The organism is Vibrio maritimus (genome assembly GCF_021441885.1).
GTDB lineage: Bacteria > Pseudomonadota > Gammaproteobacteria > Enterobacterales > Vibrionaceae > Vibrio > Vibrio maritimus_B.
Genome location: NZ_CP090438.1, coordinates 1,326,373 through 1,344,370, shown reverse-complemented (window position 1 = coordinate 1,344,370; position 17,998 = coordinate 1,326,373). Strand labels below are relative to the sequence as shown.

Genomic DNA, 17,998 nt, shown 5'->3' with positions numbered 1-17,998 from the left:
GACAGGGATTCTTGATGTCAGAAAGCAAAACCACCAAATTTGTCACCGCTGGTCGCGATAAAAAATGGACCAATGGTGTCGTTAACCCGCCAGTACAGCGCGCGTCTACTATCGTCTTTGATACCGTAGCGGAAAAACATCACGCGACCGTCAACCGAGCAAACAAGACTCTGTTTTACGGTCGTCGCGGCACCAACACACACTTTGCTTTCCAAGATGCAATGACAGAGATTGAAGGTGGCGTGGGGTGTGCGCTATACCCTTGCGGCACGGCTGCAATTTCTAATGCCATTCTTTCATTTGTAGAGACTGGTGATCACATTCTTATGGTGGATACTTGTTACGAACCGACTCGCGATTTCTGTGACAGCATCATGAAGAAAATGGGTGTAGAAACGACCTATTATGACCCGCTGATTGGCGAAGGCATTAAAGAGCTAATCCAACCTAATACGAAAATCCTATTTTTGGAGTCTCCTGGCTCTATTACGATGGAAATCCAAGATGTTCCTGGAATGGCGAAAATTGCTCATGAACACGACATCATTGTGATGCTCGACAACACTTGGGGAGCAGGGGTGAACTTCTCTCCATTTGAGCACGGAGTAGACATCTCGATTCAGGCTGCCACTAAGTATATTGTTGGTCACTCAGATGTGATGCTCGGTACTGCGGTTACTCACGAGAAATACTGGGACCAACTTCGAGAACAAAGCTATCTAATGGGACAATGCGTGTCGCCTGACGACGCGTATCTTGGTCTTCGTGGCATCCGTACGCTGGATGTGAGATTACGTCAACATGCCGAGAACAGCCTAAAGGTCGCACAATGGCTGGCAACACGACCAGAGGTCGATCATGTTCGCCACCCAGCCCTAGAAACCTGTCCGGGCAGTGAATATTTCCATCGCGACTTTATCGGCGGTAACGGTTTATTCTCATTCGTACTAAAAACAAGCTACCCACGCGCAACGACTGCCCTGCTAGATGGAATGAAGCACTTCAGCATGGGCTACTCATGGGGTGGCTTCGAAAGCTTGATCTTAGCGAACGAGCCAAAGAGTTTTAACTCATTAAGAACTGTCGCTAACCCGAACTTTGAAGGCACGCTTGTACGACTTCATATTGGTCTAGAGAGTGTCGAAGATTTGATTGAAGATTTGAAAGCAGGTTTCGAGCGCTATAATTCGGTTATACAAGAAAAAACCGTTACTCAATAAACGTTTAATGGCTTTCTAAATGAAAGCCATTTTTTATCAGATAAGGACATATACATGAGACTTAGAGCAGACGTCGCTATCCTAGATATCCTAGGGCATCTTCTAATTTGGTTGATACTGAGCTTCATTACCTTTGGTATCGCGCTGTTCTTCTTCCCTTATTCGTTTTCAAAGTTCATCCTCAATCGAACCTACGTCATCGATGACATGGGACGAGAAAGGAAAATGGATTGCGACATCGATCTATTTAGTGATCTTGGGCACGTACTACTCTGGTTCGTGATTTCAATTTTGACGCTGGGTATTGGCTATATCTTCTACTTCTACCGCGTCTGGAATTATGCATTAAATAATACTCGCGTTGAGTAGCATGCGAATTGAGTAATACTCGCATCCTTTGATGTTAAAGCGATAGATAGTAAGGCAGGTTTATACCTGCCTTTGTTATTAGTAGTAACTGACTGTGGGGTCCACACATTGGTAGATCTGACCGATACTTTCATCATTGGGTATTAACTGATGGAGAATACGAGCAACTTCGCTACGGTGTATGGCACCATGAACTTCAACGTGTTGCGATAACTCACCCTGTTCGGTCACCTCCCCATCTTTTAAACCACCAGGTCGTAAGATCGTATAATCGAGTGAACTGCTTGATAACCAAGCCTCTGCCAGTGACTTCTCACGCACAGCGCCACCAAAACCGGCTTTTGCCCTTTCAGAAAGGTACTGCCACGAATCGCCGCACCCCAGCGATGTCACGAGAACGAAGCGACGAATACTATTAAGCTCTAGCGCATCCACTAGGTAGCGATGTCCGATGTAATCAACAGGGTTATCTGAGCGGAAACTGCCCATGGTTGATAGCACCACGGCATCTTTTGGCAACTGTCCAACCGCCTCTTCTACGGATTGTTTATCGGTCGCATCACATGTGATAAGAGTCTGACACAAAGACTTTAGATCTGGTTCTTTTTCCGGGTTTCTTGCCACGCCGATGACAGGAATAGCTTGGTCTGAAAAATAGCGCACCGCTGCAAGGCCTAAGCCGCTGCTCGCTCCAAAAATTACAATTGCTTTCATTTAACGCCCCTTTTTGATAATGCGAACAATTTACATCATCAATAAGAAAATTCTATAATCTGCGTCAAAGAACGTACCTTTGGGTAATACGTCATCCATGCTAAAGTTATGAATTAAAACATGGATGTCTCGATTAGGATAAATCATATGAATGCCATCTCCCCTACTCTCTATTATGTATACGACCCCATGTGTGCGTGGTGTTGGGGCTACAAGCCCGTTTGGGATTCGATTCGAGCATCGCTCAGTGATGAAGTAGAGATTCAATATGTATTAGGTGGTCTAGCCGAAGATACTGACCAACCCATGCCAGTATCCATGCGAGCCCAGATTGCTGAATATTGGCGCAAGATCGAGTCTTATCTTGGTACCGAGTTTAACCATGATTTTTGGAAGCTGAACGAACCGAGACGCTCCACTTATCCTGCGTGTCGCGCAGTAGTCGCCGCTCGAGCTCAAGGTGCAGAGTTGGAAATGTACGCGGCGATACAAAGAGCCTATTATCTTGAAGCTAAAAACCCGAGTGACAACCCGGTACTTATGCAGCTTGCCGAGAGCATTGGTCTTGATAAAGTTAAGTTCGAACAGGATCTCACCGCTACTGAGACCCATAAAGCACTACTTCAAGAGATAAATTTTGCACGCAGTATCGGCGGAAACAGTTTCCCATCTCTGTTTTTAGTCAAAGGAACCTCCGTTATAGAGTTACCTGTCGATTATCAGCGCCCTGAAGTGACCCTCTCTCAAGTGCGTTCAATAGCTCGTACTAGTTAAACGTTTCTACTTGGTAGCTAAAATATTCACTGTTTACTGTTATTTATAAAGCTGCCGTATACACTTATTCAGGAAACAAACCGACTTATCAAACGGTTTCCTTGAACTACTGTTTCACCCGATAAGAAAGTGTCTAATGACCAAAACCCAGTTTGTCGCGCATTTTTTGCGTATGAATCGCACCTCTTACTTGCTCGCGATTGTCTTCATTTTTCTCGTCAACTGGCTTCAGGTTGAGATCCCACGCTACATACAATTGGCTATCGACCTTCTCGATGACATCAGCGCTGAGAGCCATAACCAGTTGCAGTACTACGTTTCCATTGTCGTCGTGATGGCGATTGCTATGATCATCACGCGTATCCTCTCGCGTATCTATGGACTCAATCCTGGGCGTATTACCGAGGCAGAACTAAAAAACATTCTTCTGAATAGACTCAATCGCTTGCCCAATCAATTTCATAGCAAGTTCGCTTCTGGTCGCCTCATCTCCATTGTAAACAATGACTTAATGGGCATTCGACTCATGTTTGGGGTGGGTTTTTTGCAGCTCTTCAATACTATGCTTGCGCTGTCGATGACACCACTTTGGATGTGGCGTATTTCGCCTGAGCTAACGCTTTATTCCGTCATTCCTATCGCGATTGCCTTCGTCATTTTTCGCATTGGTTTTACGCGGATGAAAGATCTGCATATGGAGCATATGCGTCGTCTACAAAAATATTCAGCCCAGTTGATGAGCTACCTATCAGCGATCGATTTAATCAAAAGCCAGCAAATGTCCGCATGGGTGCAAGCGGAAACCGACCAGCTCAATAAAAAGCTACTTAACTGTCAAATGAAACTCACACGCATTCAGGTCTTTTACATGCCAGTGCTCGATTACGCCAACAACGTCATGAAGATCCTCATACTTGGCCTTGGCGGCTATATGCTGATGCAGCAAGAGCTAACCTTGGGTGAGATCACGGCCTTTTTGACCTACTCAGTGCTGCTGTCGATGCCGTTAATGGCGCTTGGCAGAATCGCAACCATTTATCAACGCGGTATGGTTGGTATCACAAGTGTGCAAACCATCCTCAATGCAGACATCCCGGAGATTGACACTCAAACATTACCCTCTTCAAAAATCGAATCACTTAAAGGGCAGACTTTATCCGTTCGAAATCTAAGTTATCGCTACCCGGGTGACGAAAAGCTTACTTTGGATAACATCAGCTTTGATATTCCACCTGGCAAAAAGGTTGGCATATTGGGCAGCATTGGCGCAGGCAAAACTACGCTAGTTAACTGCCTAAATCACCACCTCGACGTGCCCAGTAACAGTGTTTTTCTTGGTAATGAAGATATAACGGCATTTTCTCGAGGTGACTTAAGGCGTTATGTCAAAACCATCACTCAAGACCCCTATCTGTTTTCTGCCACTATCGAGGAAAACGTTCGATTTGGTAGTGCCAATTCAGATATTGATGAGAAGGATGTCAAAACGGTTTTGGCGCTCAGCCAGCTCGCCACTGACATTGACCGCTTTGAACAAGGGGACCAAACGGTCGTTGGTGAGAAAGGCGTCATGCTTTCTGGAGGTCAGAAACAGCGTTTAAGCATCGCCAGGGCGCTGTTAGAACCTTGCGATCTGATCATCATGGATAACGTGCTATCCGCCGTCGATTACGATACCGAACGTAAGATTCTCGAAGGACTATTTGAAAGACTAAAGAATCAATCAGTATTGGTTGTTTCTCACAGAGTCAATGCGCTCGAATATATGGACGAAATTATCGTGCTCAATGAAGGTAAAGTCATTGCCAAGGGTGATCATCAAACACTGTTAGAAACATCGCCATACTACAAAGAGACCTGGCAACTGCAACAAACTGAAGCGGAGGTGGGCTCATGTTAAAAGGTATGGATGTAAAATACCTCAAGCACTTCTTCCAATTCGCGAAAAAGTACAAGCGCACAGCAATAATAGGCATCGCAATGCTGCCTCTTTCCATTGCTACTAGCTTATTGTTTCCCTGGTTAATTATCCAAGTCATCGATGTCTACCTATCGCAAGGCAACATGGATGGGTTACTACAACATATCTTCTATTTGGTTATCGTCCTTATCATCAGTTATATCGTCGATACGACTTATGCTTATAACCTAAGAAAAACTGGCCAGCACACCATCACGGATATGCGCTCGGTATTGGTCTCTCGCGTGCTTAAACTTCCGCGCAGCTATTTCGATAACACGCCGATCGGTATTACCTTGTCACGTTTAACAAGCGATCTCGAAACTATCGGCGATTCGTTTGTGCAATCCGTTGTTGGGTTAGTAAGGGACTCGTTGAACACCATTGCACTGCTAATCATGATGCTATTTATCGATTGGAAGTTGACCATGGTGGTACTTGTGGTCATGCCGCCAGTCATTTACTTGACTGTCTTTGTCCGTAATAAACTTCGCCAAATGCATCAGATTACACGCTCGGCACTAGCGAGAGGCATTGGTTACTTACAAGAGGTGCTACTAGGCGTAAAAACTGTGCAGTTCTATCGCGCTGAGGAGGAGGTAGAAGCGAGATACAAAAGCTACACGGATGAGTTTTTGGCGGCTCAAATGAAGGTCAATAAATACGACGCTATTCTGTTTGCCTTTATCTCTGGCGTCACCTCGATCACCATCGCGCTAATGATTTGGTTTGGTTCTGGTCAGGTGTTGGAAGCCTCTTTAACGCTCGGCGTGCTTATTGCCTTCATCAATACACTTGAGAAGGTGTTCGTGCCGATACGCGATTTTACCTCTCAAATTGCGTCGATCCAGAGCTCATTTGCGGCGTTCGACCACATCGAAGAGCTATTTGTTGAACCTCTAGAAGAGGAAGGTCATCAGTTGCTCTCAAAACAGCAAATTGAACCAGCGCTCAAAGTGTTTAACAGTTTAGAGTTTCGTAACGTGAGCTTTCGCTACAAGAAAGACGCACCTTACGTGCTGAAGGATATTTCATTTACTCTTAACAAAGGTCATCAAGTCGCGCTAGTTGGCTCAACTGGCTCTGGTAAGTCTACGATTATGCGTCTGATTACCAAGACATATCGTCACTATGAAGGCAGTATCTTGCTGAACGGTATCGAGCTTTCACAAATTGCAGCCGATGACTGCGCGCACCTTTTCTCAATGATGATGCAAGACGTTCACCTCTTTGAGCAGAGCATTCACTTCAACATTGCTCTTGGCAAAGAAGGTGTAGGCCGAGAAGAAGTCGTCGAAGCCGCGCGCTATGTTTACGCAGACCGATTTATAGAACAGCTTCCAAGAGATTATGACTTTAAGCTGGACAAAAATGGCGCCAATCTGTCTGTTGGGCAAACTCAGCTTATCTCGTTTGCTCGTGCCATCGCGCAAGGTGGGCAAATTATGATGCTTGATGAAGCCACCAGCTCGGTCGACTCAATCACCGAAGACCTCATCCAAAAGGCGATGAGCCGGCTTTACCAAGAGAAAACCGTCATTGCCATCGCGCACAGATTAAGTACCGTCCGACACTCCGACCTTATTTTAGTACTCGATAAGGGTGAAATCATCGAACGTGGTAATCACAGTGAACTCGTTGCTATTAATGGGTTGTATGCCGGTTTGCTTAAAGAGTCTATATCTAACAAAGAGACTGCGAAAGTCGTGGTAAATCAATAATAAGAAAGGGCTCGAACGAGCCCTTTCTTATACGTCAAACTACAGCCTAACTACCCTGCTCATTTTCGTGAATTTTTCTAATAAGCTTCGCGGGAGTACCTCCATACAGTGAGTCAGGTGGTACATCACTGTTCACGACCGAGTTCGCTGCGATAACAGAGCGTGCTCCAATCGTTACACCTTGATTAATCACCACATTGCCACCAATCCAAGCGTCATCTTCTACAGTGATTGGCGCACAGTGCGTCGCCCAGCTTCGGCGTTTTAGATAGTTCAAGTCATGGCTGGCACTATAAAACTGTGTGTTGGGACCAACTAAGACGTTGTTTCCTATAGTTATCTTAGCGCCATCTAACATGGTGATATTCATATTGAGAAAGGTCTTCTCACCAATCGATATCGTTTTGCCAAATTCACAATAAAATGGTGAGCGAATGATACTCGACTCCGACATACTACCCATCAGTTGCTGAAATAGCTCACTACGATGACGATCGTCGGTACTTCCGTTTATTGCTTGTAGCAAGTCCGCGGCGTTCTGGCGAACTTGGTTGATGCTCTCTGAACCGCCATCAAACTCATCACCAGCAAGCATTTTTTCGAATTCGGTCATGTTATCTCTTTACAGTATTACAATAAAATTGGGGATATTGTATCACTCGCCTAACCGCGTTTTCACCAATTGGTTTATCGCTCAACATTCATAAGTTAAGCAGCCGTCAGTTCAAACAAAAACACCTGCCAGTTGGCAGGTGTTTTTTGTCATGAGAGTATCGAGTTACTCTTCAGAAGCATCATCCGCTGTTGGTGCTTCAGGAGTATCAGTTGCAGCAGCATCAACTACTGTGCCTTCTGTACCCTCTTCACCTTCAACTTCCGCTAGCTCTTCCACTTCATCGATGCGCTGTAGACCCACTACAGACTCATCAGAAGCGGTACGGATAAGCGTGACACCTTGGGTGTTACGACCGACTTGGCTCACCTCTGCAACGCGAGTACGTACTAGCGTACCTGCATCGGTGATCATCATCATTTCGTCGCCTTCTTCAACTTGGACAGCGCCAACTACAGGGCCGTTTCGCTCAGAGACTTTGATTGAAACTACACCTTGTGTTGCACGACCCTTAGTTGGGTACTCTTCTAGCTCAGTACGCTTACCGTAACCGTTTTGCGTCACGGTTAGAATGTCGCCTTCGTTTGAAGGAACAATCAGAGACACAACTTGGTCATCTTCAGCGAGCTTCATACCACGAACACCCGCCGCTGTACGACCCATTGCACGGACTTTGTCTTCGCTAAAGCGAACCACTTTACCCTGCTTCGAGAACAGCATCACGTCGCTGTCGCCGTTAGTAATATCCACCCCAATTAGCGAGTCATCGTCACGTAGGTTCACAGCGATTAGGCCGTTAGCACGTACGTTAGAGAACTGATCCAGTGACGTCTTCTTCACTGTACCGTCGCCAGTCGCCATGAAGATGTACTTGTCAGCGCTGAACTCAGACACTGGCAGAATAGCCGTGATACGCTCACCTTCTTCTAGTGGAAGAATGTTAACGATAGGCTTACCACGAGCAGTACGGCTCGCTTGTGGCAATTGATATACTTTCAGACGGTAAGTCTTACCGCGAGTTGAGAAGCACAAAATGTTGTCGTGAGTGTTAGCAACAAGCAGACGCTCAATGTAATCCTCATCCTTCATCTTAGTCGCACTCTTACCTTTACCACCACGACGCTGAGCTTCGTAGTCGCTTAGGTATTGATACTTAACATAACCTTCGTGAGACAGAGTGACTACTACGTCTTCACGAGCGATCAGCTCTTCCATGTCAATGTCGTGAACGGCAGCAGTAATTTCACTGCGACGCTCGTCACCGTAAGTTGCTTGAACTTCTTCTAGCTCTTCGGTGATCACTTCCATCAAGCGCTCTGTGCTTGCAAGGATGTGCATTAATTCTGCAATCTCTTCTAGAAGTGCTTTGTACTCATCAAGGATCTTCTCGTGCTCTAGACCGGTTAGACGGTGTAGGCGAAGTTCTAGAATCGCTTGAGCTTGTTGCTCAGTTAGGTAGTACAGACCGTCACGGATGCCGTATTGGTCTTCTAGCCAATCTGGGCGAGCCGCGTCAGTACCAGCACGCTCTAGCATTGATGCTACGCTACCTAGCTCCCAACCACGAGAAACTAGACCAACCTTCGCTTCAGCAGGTGTTGGTGCGTTTTTGATAAGTTCGATAACTTCATCGATGTTCGCCAGTGCCAAAGATAGCGCTTCAAGGATGTGAGCACGGTCTCTTGCTTTACGAAGTTCGAAGATAGTACGACGAGTCACAACCTCACGGCGGTGATCAACGAAGCACTTCAGCATGTCCTTAAGGTTGAACAGCTGTGGCTGACCATTGTTTAGGGCAACCATGTTGATGCCGAATGTCGTTTGTAGCTGAGTCTGTGAGTACAGGTTGTTTAGAACCACTTCACCGACTGCGTCACGCTTACATTCGATAACAATGCGCATACCGTCTTTATCAGACTCATCACGTAGTGCGCTAATGCCTTCTACTTTCTTATCTTTGACAAGCTCTGCAATCTTTTCGATTAGGCGAGCTTTGTTCACCTGATAAGGGATCTCGGTAACAATGATGGTTTCTTTGCCATTCTTGTCTTCTTCGATCTCGGCTTTAGAACGCATGTAGACCTTACCACGACCCGTTTTGTAAGCATCGATGATGCCTTTACGGCCACTGATCAGCGCCGCTGTTGGGAAGTCAGGGCCCGGGATGTAATCCATGAGCTCATCAATCGTGATGTCTTCGTTCTTGATGTATGCCAAACAGCCATCGATAACTTCATTTAAGTTATGCGGTGGAATGTTGGTCGCCATACCTACTGCGATACCAGAAGCACCGTTTACCAGTAGGTTTGGAATCTTAGTTGGCAGAACCGCTGGAATTTGCTCTGTTCCATCATAGTTAGGAACGTAGTCAACGGTTTCTTTATCTAGGTCTGCTAACAGCTCATGAGCGATTTTAGCCATGCGGACTTCGGTATAACGCATTGCCGCCGCTGAATCGCCGTCAATGGAACCGAAGTTACCTTGACCATCTACCAACATGTAGCGAAGCGAGAACGGCTGAGCCATACGAACAATAGTGTCGTATACAGCACTATCACCGTGTGGGTGATATTTACCGATTACGTCGCCGACAACACGGGCAGATTTTTTATATGGTTTATTCCAATCATTACCTAGTACATTCATCGCGAACAAAACGCGGCGGTGTACTGGTTTTAGGCCATCACGCACATCTGGAAGAGCACGACCCACGATAACTGACATCGCGTAGTCGAGATACGAGCCTCTCAGCTCATCTTCAATGTTTACGGGCGTGATCTCTTTAGCTAGATCGCTCATAGAGCCAATATCCCTCTATAGTTTGATCGTATATTCGATACGTATAAGGTGACAAAATATAACACAAGAATAGTGGGTTCGGCATCACTTTCCCTGCCCTTTTATCAGGTTGTGACCTTGGTTGTGATTCAAACGTCCACAATTTGCACATTTTGAATCTATGACTCTGAAAAGCGGCGAAAAAACACCCAACCAATTGAACGAAACTAGGATAAAAGTTACAAATGCACCATTAATGATCACTGAAGGCGTTTTCGCGTTCTAAATTGCGGTATACTCCTGCCCAATGTCGAACGAAGACGAGTCGGAACAAAGAATTGGCAAATATGGATAAGCAACGGAACGTCGATTTAGACGAAATCAAAAAATTTGAAGAGATGGCAAGTCGTTGGTGGGATCTCGAGGGCGAGTTCAAACCCCTTCACCAAATCAACCCACTTCGTCTTAACTATGTGCTGGATAATGCCAACGGTCTGTTTGGCAAAACGGTTCTTGATGTTGGCTGTGGCGGCGGCATTTTAGCTGAGAGCATGGCGAAACAAGGCGCTAACGTGACGGGTCTCGATATGGGTAAAGAACCATTGGAAGTGGCACGCCTACATGCACTAGAGACTGGCACCAAACTCGATTACGTTCAAAGCACGGTCGAAGAGCACGCGGCAGACAATGCAGGTAAATACGATGTCGTGACCTGTATGGAGATGCTAGAACACGTTCCGGACCCGGCATCGGTCATCGCATCTTGTGCCAAACTCGTTAAACCGGGTGGCCAAGTCTTCTTCTCTACCCTAAACCGCAATCTGCAGTCCTACCTGTTCGCGATTGTTGGTGCAGAAAAACTGCTTAAGATTGTGCCTGAAGGGACACACACTCACGATAAGTTTATCAAGCCATCTGAGCTCATTAAGATGATTGATGCAACGGATTTGATTGAGAGAGGCATTACTGGCCTTTCCTACAATCCACTGACCGACACCTACAAGCTTGGCAAGCGCGTAGATGTTAACTACATCGTGTTTACAGAAAAAGCGCTGTAGAAACACAAGATATAGTGAAAGCACCAATCTGGTTCGCCACGCAAACACGCCAAATTGGTGCTACAACTCACGTTAACTGTCACACACAATTTGTTTACAAAAACAAGACACTTTCGTCGGTTTTGTGTGCTGATATCGCACTTTTAATCACCTCATCAATAACTGCCAAAACTTGCCAAAGATCAAGGAATTTTTTTTCGCTTTGTTTAAAAGAAAACCGATCTGCTAGCACGTAATTTTCACAACTAAGTCGGGTCTAACTTCAATGGTAAGTATCCACTAACTGATTTTTTTCTTTCCCCTAGTTATCCACAGTTTCCTCAAATCGCCGAACTTGAAAATCTCGTTCTATAGCACTATCTTGTAACCCGTAAACCAAATGACCCCTATATCTTGTGTTGGAAGCCAATTTTTATAGGGTGACATTGATCACGAAGCCTTCGCTAAGACTCAACAAAATTTCATAAAAGCGAGGTTTCATATTGTTTTGTTAGGGAACACCTCAGAATGAACCAGCAACTTTCCGTTACTAAACGTAATGGCCGCAAAGAAAGTATCGATCTCGAAAAAATCCACCGCGTTATCGCATGGGCTGCTGAAGGCCTAGACAACGTTTCTGTGTCGCAGGTGGAACTTAAGGCTCACATCCAGTTTTATGATGGCATTACAACGTCAGACATCCATGAAACTATCATCAAGTCTGCAGCAGACCTTATCTCTGAAGACGCACCAGACTACCAATACCTAGCAGCTCGCTTGGCTATCTTCCACCTACGCAAAAAAGCGTACGGTCAGTATGAGCCACCAGCGCTGTTCGACCATGTCTCTAAAATGGTTGAAATGGGTAAGTATGACGCGCACCTGCTTGAAGACTACACAAAAGCTGAGCTAGACGAGCTGGACGATTACATCGACCACACTCGCGACCACGACTTCTCTTACGCTGCGGTTAAACAGCTGGAAGGTAAGTACTTCGTACAGAACCGTGTAAGCGGTCAAATCTACGAAAGTGCACAGTTCCTATACATTCTTGTTGCTGCTTGTCTATTTGCCAAGTATCCAAAAGAGACGCGTCTTGACTACATCAAGCGTTTCTACGATGCGACATCGACATTCAAGATTTCACTACCGACACCAATCATGTCTGGTGTACGTACGCCTACTCGTCAGTTCAGCTCTTGTGTTCTGATTGAGTGTGGTGACAGCCTAGATTCTATTAACGCGACAGCAAGCTCAATCGTACGCTACGTTTCACAACGTGCAGGTATCGGTATCAATGCTGGTCGTATTCGTGCCTTGGGTTCTGAGATCCGTGGCGGCGAAGCGTTCCACACTGGTTGTATCCCATTCTACAAATACTTCCAAACAGCGGTTAAATGCTGTTCTCAAGGTGGTGTACGTGGCGGTGCGGCGACTGTGTTCTACCCTATGTGGCACGGCGAAGTTCAGTCACTGATGGTTCTTAAGAACAACCGTGGTGTTGAAGAGAACCGTGTACGTCATATGGACTATGGTGTTCAGCTAAACAAACTGATGTACGCACGTCTTGTTCAAGGCGGCAACATTACGCTGTTCTCACCATCGGATGTTCCTGGTCTTTACGATGCATTCTTCGAAGACCAAGACGAGTTCGAGCGTCTATACGTTAAGTACGAGAACGATCCGTCAATCAAGAAAGAGACTGTCAAAGCAGTTGAGCTATTCTCACTACTGATGCAAGAGCGTGCGTCTACAGGTCGTATCTACATCCAGAACGTCGACCACTGTAACACTCACAGCCCGTTTGACTCGAAAGTTGCACCGGTTCGTCAATCTAACCTATGTCTAGAAATCGCGCTTCCAACTAAGCCACTAGCGAACGTTGAAGACGAATCTGGTGAGATTGCGCTATGTACGCTGTCTGCATTCAACCTGGGTGCAATTAACGAACTTGATGACCTTAAAGAACTGTCTGACCTAGTGGTTCGTGCACTTGATGCACTGCTTGATTACCAAGACTACCCACTACCAGCGGCATACCGTTCAACTATGAACCGCCGTACTCTGGGTGTTGGCGTGATTAACTACGCTTACTACCTAGCGAAAAACGGTGTTAAGTACTCAGATGGTTCTGCAAACAACCTGACTCACCGCACGTTCGAAGCGATTCAGTACTACCTACTGAAAGCATCTGTAGAGCTTGCAAAAGAGCAAGGTCGCTGCCCATCGTTCCACGAGACAAACTACGCGAAAGGCTTGATGCCAATCGACACGTACAAGAAAGACATCGATCTCGTTTGTGATGAAGCACTTCACTACGACTGGGATGAGCTACGTGCAGAAATCATGGAATTCGGTCTACGTAACTCAACACTGACTGCGCTTATGCCTTCAGAGACTTCTTCACAGATCTCTAACGCAACCAACGGCATTGAGCCACCACGTGGTTACGTATCAGTGAAAGCGTCGAAAGACGGTATCCTGAAGCAGGTTGTGCCAGACTTTGCCAACCTAAAAGAGAACTACGAGCTACTGTGGAACATCGGCAATAACGATGGCTACTTGCACCTTGTTGGTATCATGCAGAAGTTTGTTGACCAAGCTATCTCTGCGAATACTAACTACGACCCTAGCGTCTACGATAGTGGCAAAGTGCCAATGAAGAAACTGCTTCAAGACCTGCTAACTGCGTATAAGTTTGGTGTGAAAACACTTTACTACCATAATACTCGTGACGGCGCGAAAGACGACCAGAACGATAAAGCAGCAGTTGTTGAGCAAGACGACGATTGTGCAGGCGGTGGCTGTAAGATCTAATGTGCTCAGCACACAACCTCTACAGCATTTAAGATTAGATTTCTCTGCCCTTCCTTGTGAAGGAAGGGCTTAAAAAGGATTGCAGCATCATGGCTTACAGTACTTTTACCCAAACTAAGAATAACGCGCTTAAAGAACCAATGTTCCTGGGTCAACCAGTCAACGTTGCGCGTTACGACCAACAAAAATTTGAGATTTTTGAAAAGCTGATCGAAAAGCAGCTTTCGTTCTTCTGGCGTCCAGAAGAGGTGGACGTGTCGAGCGACCGCATCGACTACAACAAGCTTCCAGAGCATGAAAAGCACATCTTCATCAGTAACCTGAAGTACCAAACGCTTCTAGATTCGATTCAAGGTCGTAGCCCGAACGTCGCTCTGCTACCGCTTGTGTCTCTGCCTGAGCTAGAAACGTGGATCGAGACATGGTCATTCTCTGAGACTATCCACTCTCGTTCATACACGCACATCATCCGTAACATCGTGAACGATCCGGGTGTGGTTTTTGACGATATCGTTGAAAACGAGCACATCCTTAAGCGTGCGAAAGACATCGCACACTACTACGATGACCTGATTCAAGCGACCAACGACTACCACCGCTTCGGCGAAGGTACGCACAACATCAAAGGCGAAGAAGTTAAAGTTAACTTGTACGACCTGAAGAAGAAGCTGTACCTATGTCTGATGTCAGTAAACGCACTAGAAGCGATTCGTTTCTACGTGAGTTTCGCTTGTTCATTCGCATTCGCAGAGCGTGAGCTGATGGAAGGTAACGCGAAAATCATCAAGCTTATTGCTCGTGATGAAGCGCTGCACCTAACCGGTACTCAGCACATGATTAACCTACTTCGTAACGGTCAAGACGACTTCTCATTCATGCAAGTTGCTGAAGAGTGCAAGCAAGAGTGTTTCGACCTGTTTAAAGAAGCGGCAGAGCAAGAAAAAGAGTGGGCAGAATACCTATTCAAAGACGGCTCGATGATTGGTCTAAACAAAGACATCCTGTGCCAATACGTTGAGTACATCACTAACGTTCGCATGCAGGCGGTTGGTCTTGATGCAGCTTACCCAGAAGCAACATCGAACCCAATTCCTTGGATCAACGCTTGGCTGTCTTCAGACAACGTTCAGGTTGCGCCGCAAGAAGCAGAAATCAGTTCTTACCTTGTGGGTCAGATTGACAACGAAGTAAGCGCAGACGACTTTGAGGGCTTCGAACTTTAATGCCAACCATCAAGATAAACTCTATCACCACGATCGAGTCTAACCCTTCCAACACCGTCTTAGAGACAATGGAGCAAGCTGGGTTAGAGCCAGAATATAACTGCCGAGATGGTCACTGCGGTGCCTGTCGCTGCACTCTGGTTTCAGGCGAAGTGGAGTACGTAGGGTTTGCGATGGCCTACACACAAGCAAATGAGATTTTGCCGTGTATTTGTCGAGCGAAAACCGATATTGAGCTCGATAATATTGCGCATCAGTTGAAGAAGCGAGCATAGCGCTTTATTAATAGAGGGCTCTTTCTCCAAGTAAAAACGGCTCTTATGAGCCGTTTTTTCTATCTGTATTTAGCAGAATTAGTTAGCGACATACTCTAGAGACGAATGATGAAGCGTAATTCTCAACTGTCCCTTATCATCTCTCACGAACGTCCAAGTTTTATCCACCGAGGTGACTTCGCCCGCGGCATTGGTGAAGTGAACTTTACCCATGGTATTCACACTGTTACCAGCAACCAAAATACCTGCGTTATCAATGCGACATTCCGTCCAGTTTTTTAGCGCAAAGCCTGAGTCCTGAGGATACGTGTCATTGCCTCCGACAAAGTAAGATAACGCACCTTCGCTATCCAATCTAAACGTCTGTGGATTAACGGTGAGTGTAGGCTTAAACAGCACTGAGCCCATCTCATAACCGTAAGCATTGTCTATAACCTCACGTGCCAGCATCTCTGCTGCTTGGTGTCCCTTCTCTTCATAGGTTTGACTGATATGCACAACCGCATTACACCAATCTTCTTGGGCAGAAATCACTTCCACCTTACTAATGACATTCCCTGCCCCACTTGCAAACACGGCAGTAGAAATAGGCAACACGAACAACGACGCAAATAGAGAGTTAACTTTCATACTAGTTCCTTTTTAAACTTGCCGACCGAATGATCTTTTACTCACATAAAAAGCACTAAAGCTTCGGTCTTGCGAACTTGGTTAACTAAAAATCTATCAGCTTGGCGTTTTAAAGATATCGAATCCTGCCTTCAAAGCTGCATATCAGATATGCGAAGTCTCGCCTTGCCATAAGGTGTTAATAATTAGCTCTGAGCACTCTCAGTGCATGGCGTTACTGGCTTGACCGCTTACTATTTTACGCTTCAAAACCGCTCGCTATGGAGAGTCAACAGCACAGGCAAGTGTGAAACGTCAACCAAACGCTCTAATGAGCAAAAGTGGTGTCTCTATGATGAAATATCTCTTTCTCGCTGCTGTGATTGCCTCCGCACTCGGCTGTGTCACCAAGCCCCAGCACTATCACCACACGTCAGGTAGTATTCGTGTCAACAAGCAAGCTGAAAGTGATATCGCCTCTGTGATAAAAATGGCTAGACGGTCTCAGCCCAGTGAACAGAGTGGATTTCGTCTACTAAATGATCCTGTCGATGCGCTGGTCACGAGAGCGGCACTGATTAGCAGAGCTGAGCATTCTGTCGATATTCAATATTACATCTACAAAAATGATTTCAGCGGAGCACTGCTGCTAGACGAAGCCAAAAAGGCGGCAGAGCGCGGTGTGCGAGTTCGGATTTTACTCGACGATTTTGGCAGCTTTGGTATCGATGACGTCCTCATCACTCTCGACCAGCATCCAAATATCGAAGTGCGTCTTTTCAACGCCTTTCGAAGAAACCGCACCCTCATTGGCCAGCTCACTTTTGGACTTGGCCACACGACACGGCGCATGCACAACAAAGCACTCATCATCGATAATCAAGTAGCCATCGTTGGTGGACGGAACATTGGAGATGAATATTTTGGTGCGAATCCTGACATCGTATTTGAAGATATTGATGTGCTGTTAACCAATCCGGCAACCAACCAAATTTCGACATCCTTTGACGAGTTCTGGAATCACGAAAGAGCCAAACCTGCGAGTAGCCTAATTAGAAAAGTACCCTTAGACAAAGACATCATCGCGAAAACCCGCTCCCTAAAGAGCGCCTCTAAAATACCGGAAACAAAAAACTACATAGAAGCCGTGAGTCAGAAGCTTGCTGACGCCAAACGCGATCGCGAAGAGTTACAGCTATCGTGGGCATTCTCTGAGGTAAAGTACGACTCGCCGAGTAAAGTCACCGTTGCACGAGATCGCTACGATCTTATGTGGTCTTCACAGGTCAGTCACATGGTCGATGAGCTAGAACATCAATTGACCATAGTCACGCCTTACTTTGTTCCCAGCAAAAAAGGGATGAATTTTTTCGCTGACCTGCGACGCAGAGGTATCCAAGTCACCGTAATTACCAATTCTTTGAAATCGACCGATGTTGCTATCGTTCATTCAGGTTACTCAAAGTATCGAAAACAGCTGCTGGATATGGGCGTGACTCTGTATGAAATTGATGGGCGGGAAAAACAGAAACTCGACAAAGACAGTTTGAACGCATGGTTCGCCTCTCGCTCAAGCCTACACGCTAAGCTGTTTATCTTTGACCAAAATACGGTGTTTATTGGTAGCCCAAACTTTGATCCGCGCTCCTTCTATGAGAACACTGAAATTGGCGTCTCAATACACTCTCCAGAGCTGGCAATTGAGCTAAACCAGGCGCTTGAGGATGTGGTCACGGTAAATGCATTTCGAGTGACTGTAGATGCTCATGGCGGATTGATGTGGACAAAAGGCGAGGAGCGCTTCGACAAAGAGCCAGGGGCAAGTTGGTGGAAACGCACATCAAACTACTTGATGCGTTTTTTGCCAGTCGAATCGCAGTTATAAAAA

The 17,998-nt window shown here is 46.0% G+C and carries 14 protein-coding genes; 10 read left to right on the top strand and 4 right to left on the bottom strand.

From position 1 onward, the window contains the following. Nucleotides 1-14: 14 nt before the first annotated feature. Together LY387_RS06150 and LY387_RS06145 are read left to right on the top strand one after the other, a co-directional pair. Entirely contained in the window at nt 15-1,220 is a 1,206-nt protein-coding gene (locus LY387_RS06150; protein WP_234495695.1) for a cystathionine beta-lyase, read from the top strand. A 54-nt stretch (nt 1,221-1,274) separates the two neighbouring features. Further along, entirely contained in the window at nt 1,275-1,589 is a 315-nt protein-coding gene (locus tag LY387_RS06145; protein ID WP_234495694.1) for a DUF4234 domain-containing protein, read from the top strand. Nucleotides 1,590-1,667: 78 nt separating this feature from the next. Here the strand turns inward: LY387_RS06145 and LY387_RS06140 are convergent, their stop codons facing one another. Further along, nucleotides 1,668-2,303 carry an NAD(P)H-binding protein gene (locus tag LY387_RS06140; protein WP_234495693.1) on the bottom strand — a complete coding sequence of 212 codons (636 nt, stop codon included), beginning with the start codon at nt 2,301-2,303 and terminating at the stop codon, nt 1,668-1,670. A gap of 147 nt (nt 2,304-2,450) precedes the next feature. On the opposite strand from LY387_RS06140, the gene LY387_RS06135 reads away from it, so the two are divergent. The 3 genes from LY387_RS06135 to LY387_RS06125 all read left to right on the top strand — a co-directional run bounded on the left by LY387_RS06135 (nt 2,451) and on the right by LY387_RS06125 (nt 6,758). Continuing rightward, nucleotides 2,451-3,077 carry a DsbA family protein gene (locus tag LY387_RS06135; RefSeq protein WP_234495692.1) on the top strand — a complete coding sequence of 209 codons (627 nt, stop codon included), beginning with the start codon at nt 2,451-2,453 and terminating at the stop codon, nt 3,075-3,077. Nucleotides 3,078-3,213: 136 nt separating this feature from the next. Beyond that, complete coding sequence (locus LY387_RS06130; RefSeq protein WP_234495691.1) at nt 3,214-4,977, top strand: ABC transporter ATP-binding protein; 1,764 nt, start codon at nt 3,214-3,216, stop codon at nt 4,975-4,977. Then, a complete protein-coding gene (locus LY387_RS06125) occupies nt 4,971-6,758 on the top strand; it encodes an ABC transporter ATP-binding protein (protein ID WP_234495690.1) in 1,788 nt (595 codons plus the stop codon). Before LY387_RS06130 ends, LY387_RS06125 begins: the two co-directional genes overlap by 7 nt. Before the next feature lie 46 nt (nt 6,759-6,804). Here LY387_RS06125 and LY387_RS06120 read toward each other — a convergent pair whose 3' ends face one another. Next, nucleotides 6,805-7,371, bottom strand: coding sequence for a sugar O-acetyltransferase (locus LY387_RS06120; protein WP_234495689.1), 567 nt, complete (start codon nt 7,369-7,371; stop codon nt 6,805-6,807). A 165-nt stretch (nt 7,372-7,536) separates the two neighbouring features. After that, entirely contained in the window at nt 7,537-10,170 is a 2,634-nt protein-coding gene (gene gyrA / locus LY387_RS06115; protein ID WP_234495688.1) for a DNA topoisomerase (ATP-hydrolyzing) subunit A, read from the bottom strand. Between the two features lie 326 nt (nt 10,171-10,496). Here gyrA and ubiG point away from each other — a divergent pair, with 326 nt between their 5' ends. From ubiG to yfaE, 4 genes are all read left to right on the top strand, one after another. Further along, nucleotides 10,497-11,207: a bifunctional 2-polyprenyl-6-hydroxyphenol methylase/3-demethylubiquinol 3-O-methyltransferase UbiG gene (ubiG, locus tag LY387_RS06110; protein ID WP_234495687.1), complete on the top strand. Its 711-nt coding sequence runs from the start codon at nt 10,497-10,499 to the stop codon at nt 11,205-11,207. A gap of 507 nt (nt 11,208-11,714) precedes the next feature. Beyond that, a complete protein-coding gene (gene nrdA, locus LY387_RS06105) occupies nt 11,715-14,003 on the top strand; it encodes a class 1a ribonucleoside-diphosphate reductase subunit alpha (protein ID WP_234495686.1) in 2,289 nt (762 codons plus the stop codon). A gap of 89 nt (nt 14,004-14,092) precedes the next feature. After that, on the top strand, nt 14,093-15,226 hold the full coding sequence (gene nrdB / locus LY387_RS06100) for a class Ia ribonucleoside-diphosphate reductase subunit beta (protein ID WP_234495685.1): 1,134 nt from the start codon (nt 14,093-14,095) through the stop codon (nt 15,224-15,226). Continuing rightward, nucleotides 15,226-15,501 (top strand): class I ribonucleotide reductase maintenance protein YfaE, encoded by a 276-nt coding sequence (gene yfaE / locus LY387_RS06095; protein ID WP_128648584.1) that lies wholly within the window; start codon nt 15,226-15,228, stop codon nt 15,499-15,501. Before nrdB ends, yfaE begins: the two co-directional genes overlap by 1 nt. A 78-nt stretch (nt 15,502-15,579) precedes the next feature. Here the strand turns inward: yfaE and LY387_RS06090 are convergent, their stop codons facing one another. Further along, on the bottom strand, nt 15,580-16,131 hold the full coding sequence (locus LY387_RS06090; RefSeq protein ID WP_234495684.1) for a hypothetical protein: 552 nt from the start codon (nt 16,129-16,131) through the stop codon (nt 15,580-15,582). 331 nt (nt 16,132-16,462) lie between these two features. Between LY387_RS06090 and LY387_RS06085 the strand changes: the two genes are divergently transcribed. Beyond that, a complete protein-coding gene (locus tag LY387_RS06085; RefSeq protein WP_234495683.1) occupies nt 16,463-17,995 on the top strand; it encodes a phospholipase D-like domain-containing protein in 1,533 nt (510 codons plus the stop codon). The last annotated feature ends 3 nt before the right edge of the window (nt 17,996-17,998 follow it).